This is a genomic window from Rickettsia sp. TH2014 (genome assembly GCF_019249195.1).
GTDB lineage: Bacteria > Pseudomonadota > Alphaproteobacteria > Rickettsiales > Rickettsiaceae > Rickettsia > Rickettsia felis.
In genome coordinates this window covers 1-16303 of the sequence record NZ_MXAX01000297.1, presented here as the reverse complement: position 1 = coordinate 16303, position 16303 = coordinate 1, and the positions used below count along the sequence as shown (strand labels likewise).

Below are 16303 nucleotides of genomic sequence, written 5' to 3'. Positions count from 1 at the left end.
TTTTTTGATTTAGATTCATCTCTAATCCTCCATTNNNTATTATCTTAATTTTACTAAATGTAAGATTAAATCTCAACTATTACATATGAAATAAGTAATATGTATCTTGCAGCCGCTAAAGCTAGTTGTGCTTTACCTAAGAAATTTTGGTATGAAAAATTCCGTAATAATCAGATAGAAAAATTTGGAGCTGATCATCCGAATAGTATTAAAATTTTAAACCTTAAATGTGATGGTTCAAATTAGCTAGAATTTTTTCTGATTAGTGCAATAAAAAAGCCGAAAGCGGTAAGAATAATTCCAAGCCAAATAAAGCTCATCATTGGTTTATAATATATTTTAGCATGAATTATATCGCCGTCTATATTACTTAAAACGGCGTAAAGATCATATGATAAGTAAGAATATATATCACTTTCTTGCGATAAGCTCTTCTCAACTATATAAAGCCTATTTTCCGGCTTTAATATAGTTATATTACGGCTATTATCCTCAAGCCAAAATTCAGCGATTTGTCTATAATAATTTTTACCTTGAGCGAACTTAATATTTTGCAAGGTTATTTTAAATTCGTTAAATGTTTTGCTTGCCCCTATTTTACCAGTAAAATCCATTTCACTTTGTAATAGTGCATTCATAGTAATACTGAAAGCAATTAGTGCAAAACCAAAATGCCCTAAGGTCATACTAGTAGTACTTGTTTTAAGCCTATTTCTAAAATAATTAGTTTTAATCAAAAGATAATAAACATTATGAAGCATCAAAAATATAGATGCGATTATAGTTAAAATCGATATAACACTAAATGTTACTTTTAACGAGATAAAATAAGTAATTATTAGAGATAATATTAGAATTATAATATGTTTTTTAATAGAGCTTTTAGTAGTAAATAATCCTATAGTACAAAGAATAGGGATAACGAATATAATAAAATTATTAACAAAAAATGTTTCACCGATAATAATAGGTTTATCGTCAAATAAAGAATAAATTGGCGGGTAAAGTGTGGCAGCTATTAGCACAATAAGGCTAAGGAGAAAGAAGATGTTGCCGAGGGTTATACCAGCCATTGTGAAGCCACGAAAGTGGCTGTGGCAATCTCGGTCAGTTTCCTGAGATTGCTTCGTCGATGCTGATGCATCTCCTCGCAATGATGTGGTAGTATACAACGAAGTACTACCAATCCCCATAATCAAGAATATCCCAAGTAAGTATATTCCTCTCTCAGGTGAGAATGCAAAAGAGTGAATTGAGGTAATAAAACCGGAGCGTACTAAAAAAGTACTAAATATTACGAGCAAAAAAGTAACAATTGATAAGATTATCGTCCAGTTTTGCATTCGGTTTGTTTTGGTAGTAACTATTATAGAATGATGTAGCATAATTCCGGATAACCAAGGAAATAGCGAAATATTTTCTACCGGGTCGAAAAACCAAAATCCACCCCAGCCGAGTTCTCTATAGGCCCACCAAGAACCTAGGCTAATGCCGATAGTAGTAAACAAGATACCAATATTGGAAAATGTTTTGAGAAAGCGTATGTCATTAATGGATTCCTGCTTTCGTAGGAATGACATAGAAGAGGAATGGAATAACATAGCGGCACAAACAATAGTAAAAGGCATTACATAGCTGACATAGCCTAAATAAAGCAGAGGAGGATGGATGCTCAAAGCAATATCTTGGAGCATCGGGTTTAGTCCAAGCCCCTCTTTAGGAGCGAAAGAAAACACGTTAAAAGGATTGGAGGTAAAGTAAATAAAACTACTAAAAAATAGTTGTATGGCTGATAGAATAATAATAGATGAAAATTTAAGACGGTTATCTTTAAGTAAAAATATATAACAGCAACTAACGATTTGTAATAAACAAAACCATAATAACATTGAGCCTTCGTGGCTTGACCAACTACCGGCTATTTTATATATTAACGGCTTTAAGATGCTAGAATTTAAGAAAACATTTTGTAGTGAAAAGTCAGAAATAATAAAAGCATAGACTAGGGTAAAGAAAGCGAGTACGGGGCATAAGGCACTTGCGTAGAAAGAAAAACTGATAATATTGTCATTGCGAGGAGGCACGAAGTGTCGACGCGGCAATCTCAGGAGTTTTTGTATTACTTCATGAGATTGCCACGCTCCTTTTAGTCGCTCGCAATGACGCGTTAATAAGCCAAAAACAATCGACATCCCGCTTAAGCACATCGTTGTTAGTAGTAAAAAATTACCGATTTCACTCACTGCTTATTGTTTCCTCGGTAGTAGGTAATACGGTAATTTTTACGCTATCAATCTTATTGGCAATTTTCTTTAAAATTATTATTTTAAAGTTAAATATTTCAATTACTTCTCCTTGATTTGGAATTCTAGCAATTTTATGGATTATTAACCCCGCTATAGTATTTGCATCCTCATCCGATAAATTCCAATCAAGTTCTCGGTTAATATCTCTAATAGTCGTAGTGCCTTTTATAATGAACTCGGTATTAGACTTCTTGATAATTTCATGATTAAGCCTATCATGTTCATCGGTAATAGGTCCTACGATTTCTTCTATAACATCTTCAAGAGTAATAATTCCCTGTAAATCGCCATATTCATCTACAACACAAGCAAAATGATTATTACGCTCTCTAAAGGCATGTAACTGATCTACTACAAGTGCGTTCTCAGGGATAAACCAAGGTGGAGTTAGAAGTTTATTAATATCAACTTTTTTTGCATCATTATTATTTTCGTATAATGCTTTAAGCAAATCTTTTAGATTGAGAATCCCTATTATATTATCTCTATTATCTTGCCACAAAGGTATACGTGTATGAGCCACCGATAATAAAGTTTTAATTATCTCTTCATGAGGTAGGTCAATATTAAGGGCTATAATACTACTTCTGTGAGTCATAATTTCCGATACCGTCATATTACGTATATCTAATATTCCGCCGAGCATATTACGATCGGATTTATAAACTCCGCCTTCTTGATGGTAATGCTCAATCACGCCTCTTACTTCTTCCGTTCCTGATATTTGAGGATTTAAATTAATACGAAATATGAAGCAAAATATTTTTGTAATGTAATCAAGAGCAATATTAATAGGTTTGAAAAGCTTTAAAAATATTACGATAGTTGAAGCCATTTTTAATGCTAATTGTTCAGGCTTAGCAACGGCTATTGCTTTCGGTACTACTTCGGCAAAAACAATAATTATAAAAGCCATAACGCCGGAAGCAACTATTGGTCCGTTATCGCCGAGAAAGCTAATAAAGAGAGTAGTAGCAATAGTGGTACAAACCGTATTGATTAAACTATTACCTATTAATAAAGTTCCTATGACTTTTTCTTTTTTCTTAAGAACCTCTAAAACTGTTTTAGCACGCTTATTACCGGCAATTTTAAGCTTATGAATTTTCCCCGGCGAGGAGGCGGTAATAGCAGTTTCTGTAGCAGCAAATAAAGCTGATAAGGTGATCATTATTATAATAACGATCACAAGTATGATAGTCATTCTTGTTAAATATAAATTAACTATAAATAATTATATTAGGAATTAGGAATTTTGCCTAATGTTTTTTTGTATACTCAGGTAGAATTTCAAAAATTGGCTACGTCGTTCTACAAGAGCTGCGGTACTCACATATTAAGTATATGCTCCGCTCCGAGGACTTTGAACCGATTACTCTTTTTAAAGTTGCACCAAGTATACTACTTATTCTTATAAGAGTATATTAGAGTCGTCTAGAGTGATCAGTTGTTTTTTGATTCTTCACTAATTCTTGAAATTTATTACTTGATTGCTGTACAGAATTTGTTTTTAACGGTCTCACGATTTCTTGTGCTTGCTGTTGCATTAATAGTGTATTAGCTTGAGCCTTTCTTAAATTTATACCTTGTCCTTTAGATTCTTCAGTAGTTAGAATTTTTTGACCTTTAGAAAATTTTATTGCACTATCGCATACGAAAACTCCGCAATCATAAGCGTTTTCTTGTTGTTTGGTGTTTAGTTCTATTATTTTTGCACCGGGATAAACTTCGTTAATATATTTTGTTACTTTAGGACGAGTTTCTAATGGCTCACCATGGGGTCATTATAAATAAAGTTTATATTTCCTTTATCATCTTTACTAGCCGTTAAGAGTAACCAATGTTTATGCCCTGTATTTAATGGTATAATTGCAGATTTGTTATCTAATAGTAACCCCTCTCCTGTAGCATAAAGAGTATCTTTTAGTATTTCCGGCTCTTCTAAAGAGGCGTGATGAAATATAGAGAATTTATTCTTATCTATATTTGCTTCCAATATATTTTTTATATCATCTTCAGTGTATAAATACTCAGGTTGTTTTATATTTTCTGTATTATAAATACCGGCTTGAGCTTCAGTATCTTCAGTATTTATAACCGGTTATGATTTTTTTTTAGGTATTTTTGTCTCTATTAGTGATTTAATTAATTGTTTTTCTGCTTGCAGAGATGCTTCATACATTTTTTGTGTAACTCCTAGTTCTTCCCATGGTTTTGTATTACTCACAGAAGCTTGTTGTTCCGGTTGAGTTATAGAAGGGACAGCAACTACTTGCTGTTCTTGCGTCATTGCTTCCGTAGTTGGAGATGTTGATTCTTGAGTTTTAGGTTCTTCTTTTTTGCCGAATATTTTTTCTTTAAAACTAGTTGCTATATTTTTAAAATAGTTAAAAACTCTTCTAAAAAAACCTTGCTGTTGTGGTTGGTTTTCTTGCGGAGGTTTATATGGTGTTGTTTGTTCTTTTTGTATATCCTCAGCTCTATCTTTCATAACTTTCTTTGTATTAAAATTAAAGTCAATAGGGCTTACCTCAGCTTTACCTAAATCTTTTTGAAATTGCCTAGATATTTGTGATACAAATTTTTTAAAGTTTTCAGCAGCATTATTTGGATCTTTTAAGATTTCATTAATTTCAAGTTTCAATCCGTAAATTTGATCTTCAGAGCTAATACCGAATTTAGCAGTGATAAGATTTGTTGCTTCGTCTGCAGAAAGAGGCCAAGTTTCTATAATTACTCTACCACCTTGATTTTTAGCTGTTTTTATTAGTTTATCTAATTTTGCTTTGTCAGGTATCGTACCGGAGAGCAACTGGTCAATTTCACGATCATATACAAGATTGTTAAAAACAGATGTTACTAAACTTATATCCGTAATTGTAGTGGTTTTATCTTTTGGCACTATACCATCGGCTATAGCTAAATTTTGATCTGTTTCATTTGTGAAAAAAACATGATCAACTTTTTCCATAATTTGCTTCCAATAAGCTTCCAGCTCAGGATTTTGGGTTAATGAATTATATTGATCAAAAGTAATAGTAGTTTTTATATTTAAATTTTGCGAATTAATTAAATCTTGTACCCGAAAAATTGGTTTTACATCATTATTGTTAAGTTGAATGTTAAAAATCGGTGTTTTGCCCTCTTTATGGGATCTTTCTAAGATTTCCGAAAAAATACGTTCTTTATCGGATATATGTGATTCTTTATTAACTTGAAGCGGAATAATAGGTAGTTTATTTTGAGCTTCCTGATTGTTTATTCTTTCTAATATCTGATCTTTATTGCCAAGTAAAAGAGTAAATATGATAGGCTCAGCCATTACTAACCTTTATTAAATAAATAGTATTAATATAATTTAATTATCAGAATTTTTGGGCTTCAAATCAAGCTATATTTAATAATCCGTGCTTTAGCTTATATAATTTATCCATTTTATGTGCTAACTCATGGTTATGTGTTACCATAATAACTGCGGTGTTTTGCTCTCTTGCTACTTTTAAAAATAAATTAAATACTTCATTTGTAGTTTTGGGATCTAAATTACCTGTCGGTTCATCAGCTAAAATAATTTTCGGCTTATTAATTAGGCTCCGAGCTATTGCAACTCGTTGTTGTTCTCCTCCCGATAATTCTCCGGGCATATTATAGAGTTTTTTCTCAAGTCCTAAATCATCTAATATTTTGCACGCATCTTCTATTGCTTCTTTTTGATCAAGACCGCTAATAAGTCTTGGCATAATAACATTTTCAAGAACGGTAAAATCTTTAAGTAAGTGATGTTGTTGATAGATAAAACCTAAATAATGAAGACGAATGAGATGATATTTTTGATACTTGCTATTTGGTATAATGACTTGACCGTTTGTAGGTTTATCAAGCAAGCCGGCAATATGCAGTAAAGTTGATTTGCCGCTACCTGAAGAACCTATTATAGCGATTAATTCACCCTCATTAACCGTTAAATTAAGGTCATCAAGTACCCTAACAATAGTTTTGCCTTGGCTGTAATGTTTTGAGATATTTTTTAGAATGAGGACTGTATTATTCATATCTTAGGGCATCCACGGGATTTAATTTTGAGGCTCTATAAGAAGGATAAATTGTCGCAAGAAAACACAATATTATAGATAAAGAGGTAATTAAAATAATATCCTCAGCTCTTACTTTTGAAGGTAAACTATAAAGAAAATAAATAGCTGCCTCGAAAATTTTAGTACCGGTTATACGCTCCAAATAATTCTTGATAGTTTGAATATTATAAGAGAAAGTAACACCAAGGATTACACCTAGCGTTGTGCCAAGTAATCCTATAAACATTCCGTTATAGATAAAAATAAGCATTATTTGCTTAGTGCTTGCTCCCATAGTTCTAAGAATTGCAATATCTGAAGTTTTATCTTTAACAAGCATAAATAAGCTTGAAATAATATTAAATGCGGCAACCGTAATAATTAAAGATAGAATAGTAAACATAGCCGTACGCTCGACGGCAAGGGCGCTTAAAAACTGTGAATTTAAGGTTTGCCAATTAAATACGTATAGGTTTGGACCTAATAATGATTGTATTTTATATGAATATGCAAGAGCTTTATCGGGGTCTAGACTATTAATTTCGATTAAATTAATGTCGTCGCCGAGAGATAAGAAATTTTGTGCTGCGGTAAGCGGCATTAATATCGTTGTCAAATCATAATCATACATACCGCTATTGAAAATTGCGATAATTTTAAATTCTTTTGATCTTGGCATACTGCCAAAGGCGGTAGAAACTGAATTTGGTGAAATTAATCTAATCTTATCCCCAATTGTTACGCCTAAATTACTTGCTAATTGTTCTCCGAGTGCTATTACGTTTTTGCCGTGAAAATCATCAAAACTACCGAAATTTACATTTTTAAAAATTTCATTTCTTAAACTGAGATCCTTTAATTTCATACCTTTAATAAGCGCGCCGCTATTATTGCTTTTACCAAGAGCCAAAGCTTGACCGTGAGCGATGAATGTTACATGCTTTACATAATCTTGTTTTAGGAGTTTAGCTTTAATTTCTTCATAGTTACCAATACTACCGCCTTGCCGATTTATTACTATATCCCCATTTAAGCCGATAATATTTTTAGTAAGCTCTATATGAAAACCGTTCATAACAGACATAACTACTATCAATGCTGTAACGCCGATCATTACGCCTACTAAAGAAAAGGCAGAAATAATAGAAACAAATTTTTCGTTTTTCTTAGCTCTAAAATATCCGAAAGCTATCTTGAAAATAAAATTGTTATTGATCATTTTTTTATTTGTTCTTATATCTATATCGTCATTGCGAGGAGCGAAGCGACGTGGCAATCTAGTTTTTATTTCCTGAGATTGCCACGTTCCTTGCAGTCGCTCGCAATGACGAAACAAAGACCTCTACACTCTATCAGAAATCTCAAAGACTTTATCGTACTTAAATAATTTAGGTAATGTTATTAACCCAAATAGCGTAACAATGGATATAGTAATGCCAAGAGGGGCAAAAGTACCGTTATATAAAAATCCTACTAATTGCAGCCCAAATGCCGTTAAAATCAATCTAGCCGCAGTAAACATAGCCGTCATACGAGCTTTACCGTCCGGAATAGCTTCTAAAAGCAACGGCCATAATATGTTAATCGGATATATCACGCCAAGAGATAATAATAAAGTAACTATTGTTATAGTTAAAGGGTTATTAATATTATATATAACTAATATACTATTTCCTAGTAGGAATAGTATTATAAACATAACTCCAAAATAGAAGCAATTTCTAATACCGAATTTTTTAAAACAATAACCGCTTGAAAAGCTCATAATTGAGAATAGAGCCGCCATTGCTCCTTGATAAAGTCCGAAATATTCTAAAGTTATACCTAAATCTTGCATATATAAAATAGGAGCAATCCCAATAAATATCCAATATCCTTGTGCAAGAAATATCATTGTAAGTATATAATATATAGCTTTTGGTGATTTGAAGATAGGTATATATTCTTTTAAGGAAATATGTATTTTTTTATTAACTTTTCTTTTCGGAATAAATAATATACCAAGAATTAGACTAATCAAACCTACTATAAGCAATAAAACAAAATTACCTCGCCAGCCCCAAAATAAATTGACGTAGCTACCTATAACCGGTGCTATTGCCATAGAAAGAGCAATAGTGCCGTTTAAAATGCCTATTAATCTTTGCTGCTCTTGTACTGAATAAATATCGGCAAGAACAACATATACTAGCACTGCAACCGATGATATCCCGCATCCTTGCAAAAATCTTCCAAATAATATAGCTTCATAATTATTTGCAAATACACAAAATAAACTACCAAGATTAAAAATCAGTAAACCGCGTATAATAATCGGTCTGCGTCCATACCTATCTCCTAAATTACCGACTATAAGCGAAGTAATACAATAAGCGGTTAGATTTACACCGAGTAGTAGTTCCGTCATAAAAGTTGAAAGGTTGAATGTATCTTGTATTTCAGGGAAGCTTGGAACGAATAAATCTATTTCCGCTCCAGCGAGTATTTCCATGATGATTACGGTAATAAGTAATTTCATAAGTAATTGTTAGTTTTAGGTTACGTTGACGATGTCATTCCTGCAAAAGCGTATAGGTGTCAACTTAGGGCGAATCTCATTAGGTGTCATCCCTGCGAAAGCAGGGATCCATGCTAAAAATCTTTAATTTTAAAGATTTTTTTATTATATTTTTTAAAAAGCGAAGGTAATCTCGCTTTATGCTGGATTCCCGCCTATGCGGGAATGACATAGAGCCTTAAGTTGCCCCCGTGTGCTTTTGAGAGGATGACACAGTATTATTTTACTAAAGAAAGAATAAATGAATATTTATGCTCGTCTAGCAATTTTTATTTATCAATGAGTATATACATGACACGATAACAGGAAGACTGAAAGGAAGTGAAAGCAGAAACTTTTAGTGATATATGTTAAGAATAATTATTTCTAACATATGGGACTATTAACAAAATAAATTTTAAAGCTAATTGAGTTTACTTTTGCTGTAAATTATAAAACTTTTTTAAAATAGTATTAACTATACTTTCAAAAATCTTATTAATTTTCGCTAAAAATTCTTTTTAATTATTAATTAGAATTATTTTGTTAACAGCCCCCTATCGATTTTAAAAATCAATTAAAATATTACTGATTAATTCCTAAAGCTTGTTTTTGAGCATCGGTAGTATTTTCCATTACCCACTTTTGGACATCAGGACTTAGTTGAGTATATGGGTTTGAATCCGGAGTTACAGATGCTACTAAGCTAGCAACCCAAGCTTGTTGATCGTCAGTACTCATAGCTTGTATTTGGGTTGTTGTAACTGAAGCTGGGTCAGGCATTTGCATTGATGAAGCAAATACTGGGCCTGCGAAAGCTAGAATTAATAAAATCTTTAATAAATTTTTCATTTTGTAAACCTTTTTTGTTTTGTAATTACGATTATAACAAAGCCACGGCAGCTTTCAAGCTAAATTATATTTAATATTTAAATTTTTTATACCACGGAGCTTTTATTGTAACAAATATATCAATTATCTACTTTATTGTCATTCTTGTGAGGTATTGTTGAGTAGGCCGGTTTATCCGTCATTGCGAGCGACTGAAAGGAGCGTGGCAATCTCATGAAGTAATAACAAACTCCTGAGATTGCTTCGTCGAATTACCTTGAAATTCCTCTCGCAATGACGGGGTGATACCCACGCAGGCGCAATGACATACCCCTTTATACTGTTAACTGTTCTCTGCAAATATTACGATAGGTTTCTGAGTTTTTAGATAAATCATTATGTGATCCGCTAGCCGCTACTTCTCCTTTATCTATCACTAAAATATAATCAGCTGATTCTATACTACTAATCCGATGGGCAATTGATATAATAATTTTCCCTTTCATTATTTTTTTTATAGAGTCTAGTAATTTCTGCTCGCTCATGGTATCTAAAGCACTCATTGCTTCGTCAAGAAGTAGGATTTGCGGTTTACGTAGTAATGCTCTAGCAATAGCTATCCTTTGTTTTTGTCCTCCTGATAATCTAACTCCTCTCTCACCGATTTTAGCATTGATACCGTCATGAAGTTTAGCGGCAAATTCTTCTATTCCCGTAATTTTTATTATCTCATTTATTTCGTCGTCGCTCGCTTGCGTATTACCGAATATAATATTGGACCTTACAGTGCCGGAAAAAATGTTAGCTTCTTGGGGAACATAGGCAATTAATTTACGAATTTCCGCAGGATTTGAAAGAGTTATATCTTGATTGTTAATAAGGATAACGCCGCTTTCTTGCCGGTAAAAACGCAGCAGTAACTGCATCAAGGTACTTTTGCCTCCGCCTGATCTGCCTACAATACCGATAAATTTATCGGCATTTATCTTCAAAGACATATTATTAATAATCCTTAAATTAGGTCTTGAATGATAGGTAAAATCGACATTTTTAAATTCTATCGAGATTGGATCGGAATTATTTAATTCTAAGTAACTATTATGTGTTATAGGAGTCTTGTCTATAATTGTAATTATTCGCTCTAGCGCGGCGAGTGGTAGATGTATTTCGCTTAATAGTGCAAAAATACCGCCGCTACTAAAGCCGGCAATGATTGCGTAATAAATAAATGATATAATTTGTCCAGCAGATACGTTCCCTTTAACTATATCCGAAGCTCCAATCCAAACAACTAAAGTAATTGCAAGAAATATAATTGCTATTGAAATCGCAAAGAATAAAGCACGAATTTTTAAACGAGTTTTGCAGTATGTTAAATAGTTTTGTAGTTTAGTATCAAAATCGGTAATTTTATTTGTTTGATTGTTAAAAGCATAGATAGCTCTAATATTATTAAAAGTTTCATCAATATCCGATGCTAAAAATGATTTAGATTCTAGAGCTTTTTTAGATAAAGCTTTAACATGTTTGCCGAATTTAATTAAAGGAATTAATAAAATAGGAATGGTAATAATTACTATAGAAGCGAGTTTAAAGCTTTCAAAAAACATTAAAGTAACGCCGCCAATTAGCATCACTGAATTGCGAATGAAAAAAGATAAGAAATTAACTATGAGAGTAGATATTTGATCTATATCATTTGTTAGGCGTGAAATTATATCGCCGATTTTTAATTCTTCAAACTCTTCGATTTCATAATTAATTAAATTACTGTAAGCTTCTTTTCTTATTTGATTAACTGCTTTTTCAGCAACATTATTGATAAAATATGAACGGAAAAAACTAGCAATACTTAAGATGATAATTAATAAACAGATATATAGTATGGATTTATCAACCGATAAAATATGGTCTTTGCTCAAGCCTCTATCAACTAAATTTCTAAAAACACTACCGATTAGTAATAATGAAGCTGATACGCTAAGTAAAGAGATCATAACGATGATCAAGTCTTTTTTATAGAACTTTAGATACTTAATCAGTCTATATAAAAGTTTGATATCCATAAGAAAAAATGTCATTGCGAGTGACTTTAGGCGTTGTTGGATATCAAATCGTCATTGCGAGGAGCGAAGCGACGTGGCAATCTAGAAAAATAATAAAAAGTACTAACTTTAGTATTTTTTACTGAATTGCTTCGTCGAATTACTATGTAATTTTCTTCGCAATGACGATTTGGTAACCACATAACAATCCCAAAATATGGGGCGAGTGACGGGTTTCGAACCCGCGACCCTCAGAACCACAACCTGATGCTCTAACCAACTGAGCTACACCCGCCATAAATTAACAACGTAAATTTAGATTATCAGAAGGATTTAGTCAAGAATAATTAGGAGTGATAAGATTTATTTTCGGAAAATACGTTTTATATCGTCTTACATCTCTTGTTAACAAATCTACCTTCAATATACTCGCATGAGCACCAATAAAAAAATCCGGTAACATTGAATTTTTAATACCACTGTTCAATTTATATTTTTGAAAGGCTTTGCCTGCTAAAAACAATGCTTCTGTAGACAGGGGGGTAAGTTTAAAAAAGTTTTCAGTTATTGTAGCTTCTAACTCTTCTATTCTTTTGAACCCAATTGATATTTCAGTATAAATAATATCATTAATTATAAGTTCATGAAATTGCGAAAGTAATTTAATTTTATTTGAAGACCGCTCATACCAATTATTATCAAAAGTTATAATATCTAGTATTATATTGCTATCGACTAAAATCATGATCTAGTTAATTTCATTATTTCATCGGTAGACATATTTGATGTACTCTTGCCAGATAATTGTTGTATTAATTTTATACCTCTTTGATTGGAATTTTTTTTCTTTTTTAATAAAAACTCCATCTTTATGTAAAACGAAAGAAATTTCAGTATTAGGCAGCATTCCTAATTTACTTCTGATATTAATAGGTATGGTAATTTGTCCTTTAGTAGATATTTTCATAATTATAAAATAATTTTATCATTAGAGTTATAGTATACTATAAGTAAGAAATTTACAAGTAAGATTCTTACCCTGCGTTTTTTAATTCTTGAATAATTTTTTAGTTCATAATTTTATTTAATTACAATATAATTGATATATAGACAAACTGAATATACAAGATGAAAGCAAATGACGCATTTGACAGGTTTACTATAGAGCTTTTTAAAGATACGGATGGAGATTGGTTAGCAAGATTTGAAGAATTACCGCATGTATCGGCTTTTGGCAATTCGCCCGAAAAAGCACTGCATGAATTACAACAAGCTTGGACTTTAATGAAAGAAAGTTATATAAGTCATAATCAATCTATTCCTTTAGCACCCTCTAGGAAAGAGTATAGTGGGTAGTTTAATGTTAGAGTAGATAAACGTGTGCATCGAACTTTAGTACTTGAAGCACTTGGAGCAAAAATTAGTTTAAATGCTCTAGTATCTCAAAAATTAACTTTATCGGTAAACAATGAAAAAAGCAGTTATTCTAGTTAGCGGCGGGGCAGATTCTGCTACGGTTCTTGCAATAGCAAGAGAAATGGGTTATGAAATCCATGCTATGAGTTTTAATTACGGACAACGTAATAATGCAGAACTTCGGAAAGTTAAGGAGCTTATAAAAGAATATAACGTCAAGCAGCATAAGATTGTTGATATAGATTTGCGGGCTTTCGGTAGTTCTGCTTTAACCGATAATAATATAGATGTTCCGCATTATCACGATGTAAACGAACTACCTGAAGATGTGCCGGTTACTTACGTACCTGCTCGTAATACGATATTTTTAAGTTATGCACTAGGGTATGCAGAAGTAATAGGAGCAAAAGACATTTTTATAGGTGTGCATACAAGCGATTCAGCAAATTATCCTGATTGTCGCCTTCAATATATTAAATCTTTTGAAGAAATGGCGAACTTGGCAACCAATATAGGAAACAGAATTACCATTCATACTCCTTTAATTGACATGACAAAAGAGCAAATAATTAAAACAGGGCTGGAGCTTGGTGTAGATTATAAAAATACAATTTCATGTTACGACCCTACGGAGGATTATTTATCTTGTGGTAATTGCCTTGCTTGCATGATAAGACTCGATGCTTTTAAAAAGAATAATATACAAGACCCGATTAATTATGTATGATATATACTACTTATCTTTCAAGAATTGCTCTTTCATTTTATCAAGGACTCGTGATGCTCACGTACTATAGTGTACGCACCGCGCACTCGCCTATCAAAATAAAATTCAATCCTTGAAATACAAGCAGTATAACGACTTGAAGTATTATGATAAATAGAGAATATTTATATACTCCTTTTCCTGCACTTGATTTAAACGATATAGTTTTACGTGCGTTAGTCGAAGATGATGCACAAGATTATTTTAATTATATGAGTAAGTCGGAAATGGCTATTTATATAACTGATAGTAATAGACCTAAAGACTTAGAAGAAGCTAGAGAAGAAATGCGTTATTGGTCTAGTCTATATAAAAATCATAGAAGTTTTTATTGGGGAATTGCACTTAAAGATGATAATAAATTAATAGGTACGGCGGGCTTTAATACAATAAATTTAGAGCATCACAGAGCAGAAATAAGCTATGATCTAGATCCTAGTTTTTGGGGTCAAGGTATGATGTTAAAATCTATAAAAAATATATTAAAATTTGCTGATTATATTGGTATTATAAGAATACAGGCAACAGTAATTACTGATAATTTTCGTTCAATTAATCTTCTTGAGAGATGCGGTTTTGCTAGGGAGGGAATCCTTAAAAAATACGAAATAGTTGCAAATGGGCATAAAGATTATTATATGTATGGTAGGGTTGTATAAGGTGTTGTTGACCGTCGTTGCGAGCGACTGCAAGGAGCGTGGCAATCTCATAAAATAATACTCCTGAGATTGCGTACGTACAAAACTTATAGTTTTTCCTCGCAATGACGATAATAAGAACTATTAAAATAAACATAAAAAAGAAAGTTAATGGTAGTAGAAGCTGATAAAAAAGAATTGATTTGTTCATTTTGTAGTAAAAAACAACATGAAGTAAAAAAACTAATAGCAGGCCCTGCGGTATTTATTTGCGATGAATGTATAGATTTATGTACGGATATTATGAAAGAAGAAAGTAAAGTTGCGTTAAAGCAAATTACTTCTTCAATTCCAACACCGCAAAAAATATGTGCAATTCTAAACGATTACGTAGTTGGTCAAGACCAAGCTAAAAAGATTTTAGCAGTAGCAGTTTATAACCATTATAAGAGACTTGAATATGTACAATCCGGCAATAATGACGTTGAACTTAATAAGTCGAATATTTTATTGATTGGTCCTACCGGCTCAGGAAAAACTTTACTTGCTCAAACACTTGCTAAAATTCTAGACGTACCTTTTACTATGGCAGATGCTACTTCTTTAACGGAAGCCGGTTATGTCGGTGAAGATGTTGAGAATATATTACTACGTTTATTGATAGCAGCTGAGTTTAATATAGCGAAAGCACAAAAAGGCATAATTTATATTGATGAAGTTGATAAAATTACCCGTAAATCGGAAAATCCTTCTATTACTAGGGATGTGTCAGGAGAAGGCGTACAACAGGCGCTACTTAAAATTATGGAAGGAACAGTTGCTTCCGTACCTCCTCAAGGCGGTAGGAAACACCCGCAACAAGATTTCGTACAGCTAGATACTTCAAATATCTTATTTATTTGCGGTGGTGCTTTTATGGGGATTGATAGCATTATAACCGCAAGAACTAATCATAGTTCTATAGGTTTTGCGGCTAACGTAAATATTGATAAAGAGAAAAATAATAGTGAGATTCTTAAATCTCTAGAAATTGAAGATTTAACTAAATTCGGTTTAATACCGGAGTTTATCGGTAGGTTACCTATCGTTACGACTTTAGACGAGTTAGATAAAGATGCTTTAATTACAATTCTAACTAAGCCTAAAAACGCTATAGTAAAGCAATATCAGAAACAATTCGAGCTTGATGATGCTGAGCTTGTAATTGAGAATTCTGCACTAGAAGCTATTGCTGAAAAAGCTTTAGCTAAAAAGACTGGAGCAAGAGGGCTCCGTTCAATACTTGAGCATCTTTTGCTTGATAGTATGTATAAAGTTGCTGAGCTAAAGAAACAACGCGTTACTATTACAAAAGAGGTAGTTAACGGCTTAGTAGCACCGATAATGACCTCTCTCATTTCTACAAAATCAAACAAAAAACAACCGATTATTGAAGATATACCGGCATAAATATTGTTTACTCTCTATGTAATTCTTACGGGCTTGCCTGCGTGTATCGAAAAACGCATTCGGTGTCATCACGTGGCTTGACCGGCGTTGTTGCATGGCTCGGTTTTCCCGTCATTGCGAGAAGAATTACGTAGTAATTCGACGAAGCAATCCAGTAAAAATGCTGATTTACAGAATTTTTTAATCTTTTTCTGGATTGCCACGTCGCTTCGATCCTCGCAATGACGACTGGGAGTCTACGCA

General features: G+C 32.6%; 13 protein-coding genes, 1 tRNA gene and 2 pseudogenes. 5 read left to right on the top strand and 11 right to left on the bottom strand.

Features of this window, described 5'->3' with window-relative positions:
- Positions 1–99: 99 nt before the first annotated feature.
- Positions 100–246 (top strand): hypothetical protein, encoded by a 147-nt coding sequence (locus KYQ89_RS06435; RefSeq protein WP_218460898.1) that lies wholly within the window; start codon positions 100–102, stop codon positions 244–246.
- On the opposite strand, the gene KYQ89_RS06430 is transcribed toward KYQ89_RS06435, so the two are convergent.
- The 11 genes and pseudogenes from KYQ89_RS06430 to KYQ89_RS06380 form a co-directional block, all read right to left on the bottom strand.
- Positions 243–2084 carry a heme lyase CcmF/NrfE family subunit gene (locus KYQ89_RS06430; RefSeq protein ID WP_371920423.1) on the bottom strand — a complete coding sequence of 614 codons (1842 nt, stop codon included), beginning with the start codon at positions 2082–2084 and terminating at the stop codon, positions 243–245. The genes KYQ89_RS06435 and KYQ89_RS06430 overlap by 4 nt on opposite strands.
- A 151-nt stretch (positions 2085–2235) precedes the next feature.
- Positions 2236–3510, bottom strand: coding sequence for an HlyC/CorC family transporter (locus tag KYQ89_RS06425; protein ID WP_218460896.1), 1275 nt, complete (start codon positions 3508–3510; stop codon positions 2236–2238).
- Between the two features lie 220 nt (positions 3511–3730).
- Positions 3731–5628, bottom strand: a pseudogene (locus KYQ89_RS06420) (Ulp1 family isopeptidase).
- Between the two features lie 64 nt (positions 5629–5692).
- Complete coding sequence (locus KYQ89_RS06415) at positions 5693–6358, bottom strand: ABC transporter ATP-binding protein (protein ID WP_218460895.1); 666 nt, start codon at positions 6356–6358, stop codon at positions 5693–5695.
- Positions 6351–7598: a lipoprotein-releasing ABC transporter permease subunit gene (locus KYQ89_RS06410; protein ID WP_218460900.1), complete on the bottom strand. Its 1248-nt coding sequence runs from the start codon at positions 7596–7598 to the stop codon at positions 6351–6353. Before KYQ89_RS06410 ends, KYQ89_RS06415 begins: the two co-directional genes overlap by 8 nt.
- 123 nt (positions 7599–7721) lie before the next feature.
- Entirely contained in the window at positions 7722–8897 is a 1176-nt protein-coding gene (locus KYQ89_RS06405) for a multidrug effflux MFS transporter (protein ID WP_218460894.1), read from the bottom strand.
- A gap of 603 nt (positions 8898–9500) precedes the next feature.
- A complete protein-coding gene (locus KYQ89_RS06400; protein ID WP_218460893.1) occupies positions 9501–9767 on the bottom strand; it encodes a DUF2673 domain-containing protein in 267 nt (88 codons plus the stop codon).
- 314 nt (positions 9768–10081) lie between these two features.
- Positions 10082–11812 carry an ABC transporter ATP-binding protein gene (locus tag KYQ89_RS06395; RefSeq protein WP_218460899.1) on the bottom strand — a complete coding sequence of 577 codons (1731 nt, stop codon included), beginning with the start codon at positions 11810–11812 and terminating at the stop codon, positions 10082–10084.
- Positions 11813–12009: 197 nt separating this feature from the next.
- Positions 12010–12086, bottom strand: a tRNA-His gene (locus KYQ89_RS06390).
- Between the two features lie 42 nt (positions 12087–12128).
- Positions 12129–12536, bottom strand: a complete 408-nt coding sequence (locus tag KYQ89_RS06385) for a type II toxin-antitoxin system VapC family toxin (protein ID WP_218460892.1) — start codon at positions 12534–12536, stop codon at positions 12129–12131.
- A 21-nt stretch (positions 12537–12557) separates the two neighbouring features.
- Complete coding sequence (locus KYQ89_RS06380; protein ID WP_256621532.1) at positions 12558–12758, bottom strand: AbrB/MazE/SpoVT family DNA-binding domain-containing protein; 201 nt, start codon at positions 12756–12758, stop codon at positions 12558–12560.
- Positions 12759–12919: 161 nt separating this feature from the next.
- On the opposite strand from KYQ89_RS06380, the pseudogene KYQ89_RS06375 reads away from it, so the two are divergent.
- From KYQ89_RS06375 to clpX, 4 genes and pseudogenes are all read left to right on the top strand, one after another.
- Positions 12920–13285: pseudogene (locus KYQ89_RS06375) on the top strand (toxin-antitoxin system HicB family antitoxin).
- A complete protein-coding gene (queC, locus tag KYQ89_RS06370) occupies positions 13260–13934 on the top strand; it encodes a 7-cyano-7-deazaguanine synthase QueC (protein ID WP_218460891.1) in 675 nt (224 codons plus the stop codon). The pseudogene KYQ89_RS06375 and the gene queC overlap by 26 nt, the downstream one beginning before the upstream one ends.
- A 146-nt stretch (positions 13935–14080) precedes the next feature.
- The gene (locus KYQ89_RS06365) at positions 14081–14632 is read left to right on the top strand and encodes a GNAT family N-acetyltransferase (protein ID WP_218460890.1); all 552 of its coding nucleotides are present in this window, start codon (positions 14081–14083) and stop codon (positions 14630–14632) included.
- Between the two features lie 150 nt (positions 14633–14782).
- Positions 14783–16060: an ATP-dependent Clp protease ATP-binding subunit ClpX gene (gene clpX, locus KYQ89_RS06360; RefSeq protein ID WP_218460889.1), complete on the top strand. Its 1278-nt coding sequence runs from the start codon at positions 14783–14785 to the stop codon at positions 16058–16060.
- The last annotated feature ends 243 nt before the right edge of the window (positions 16061–16303 follow it).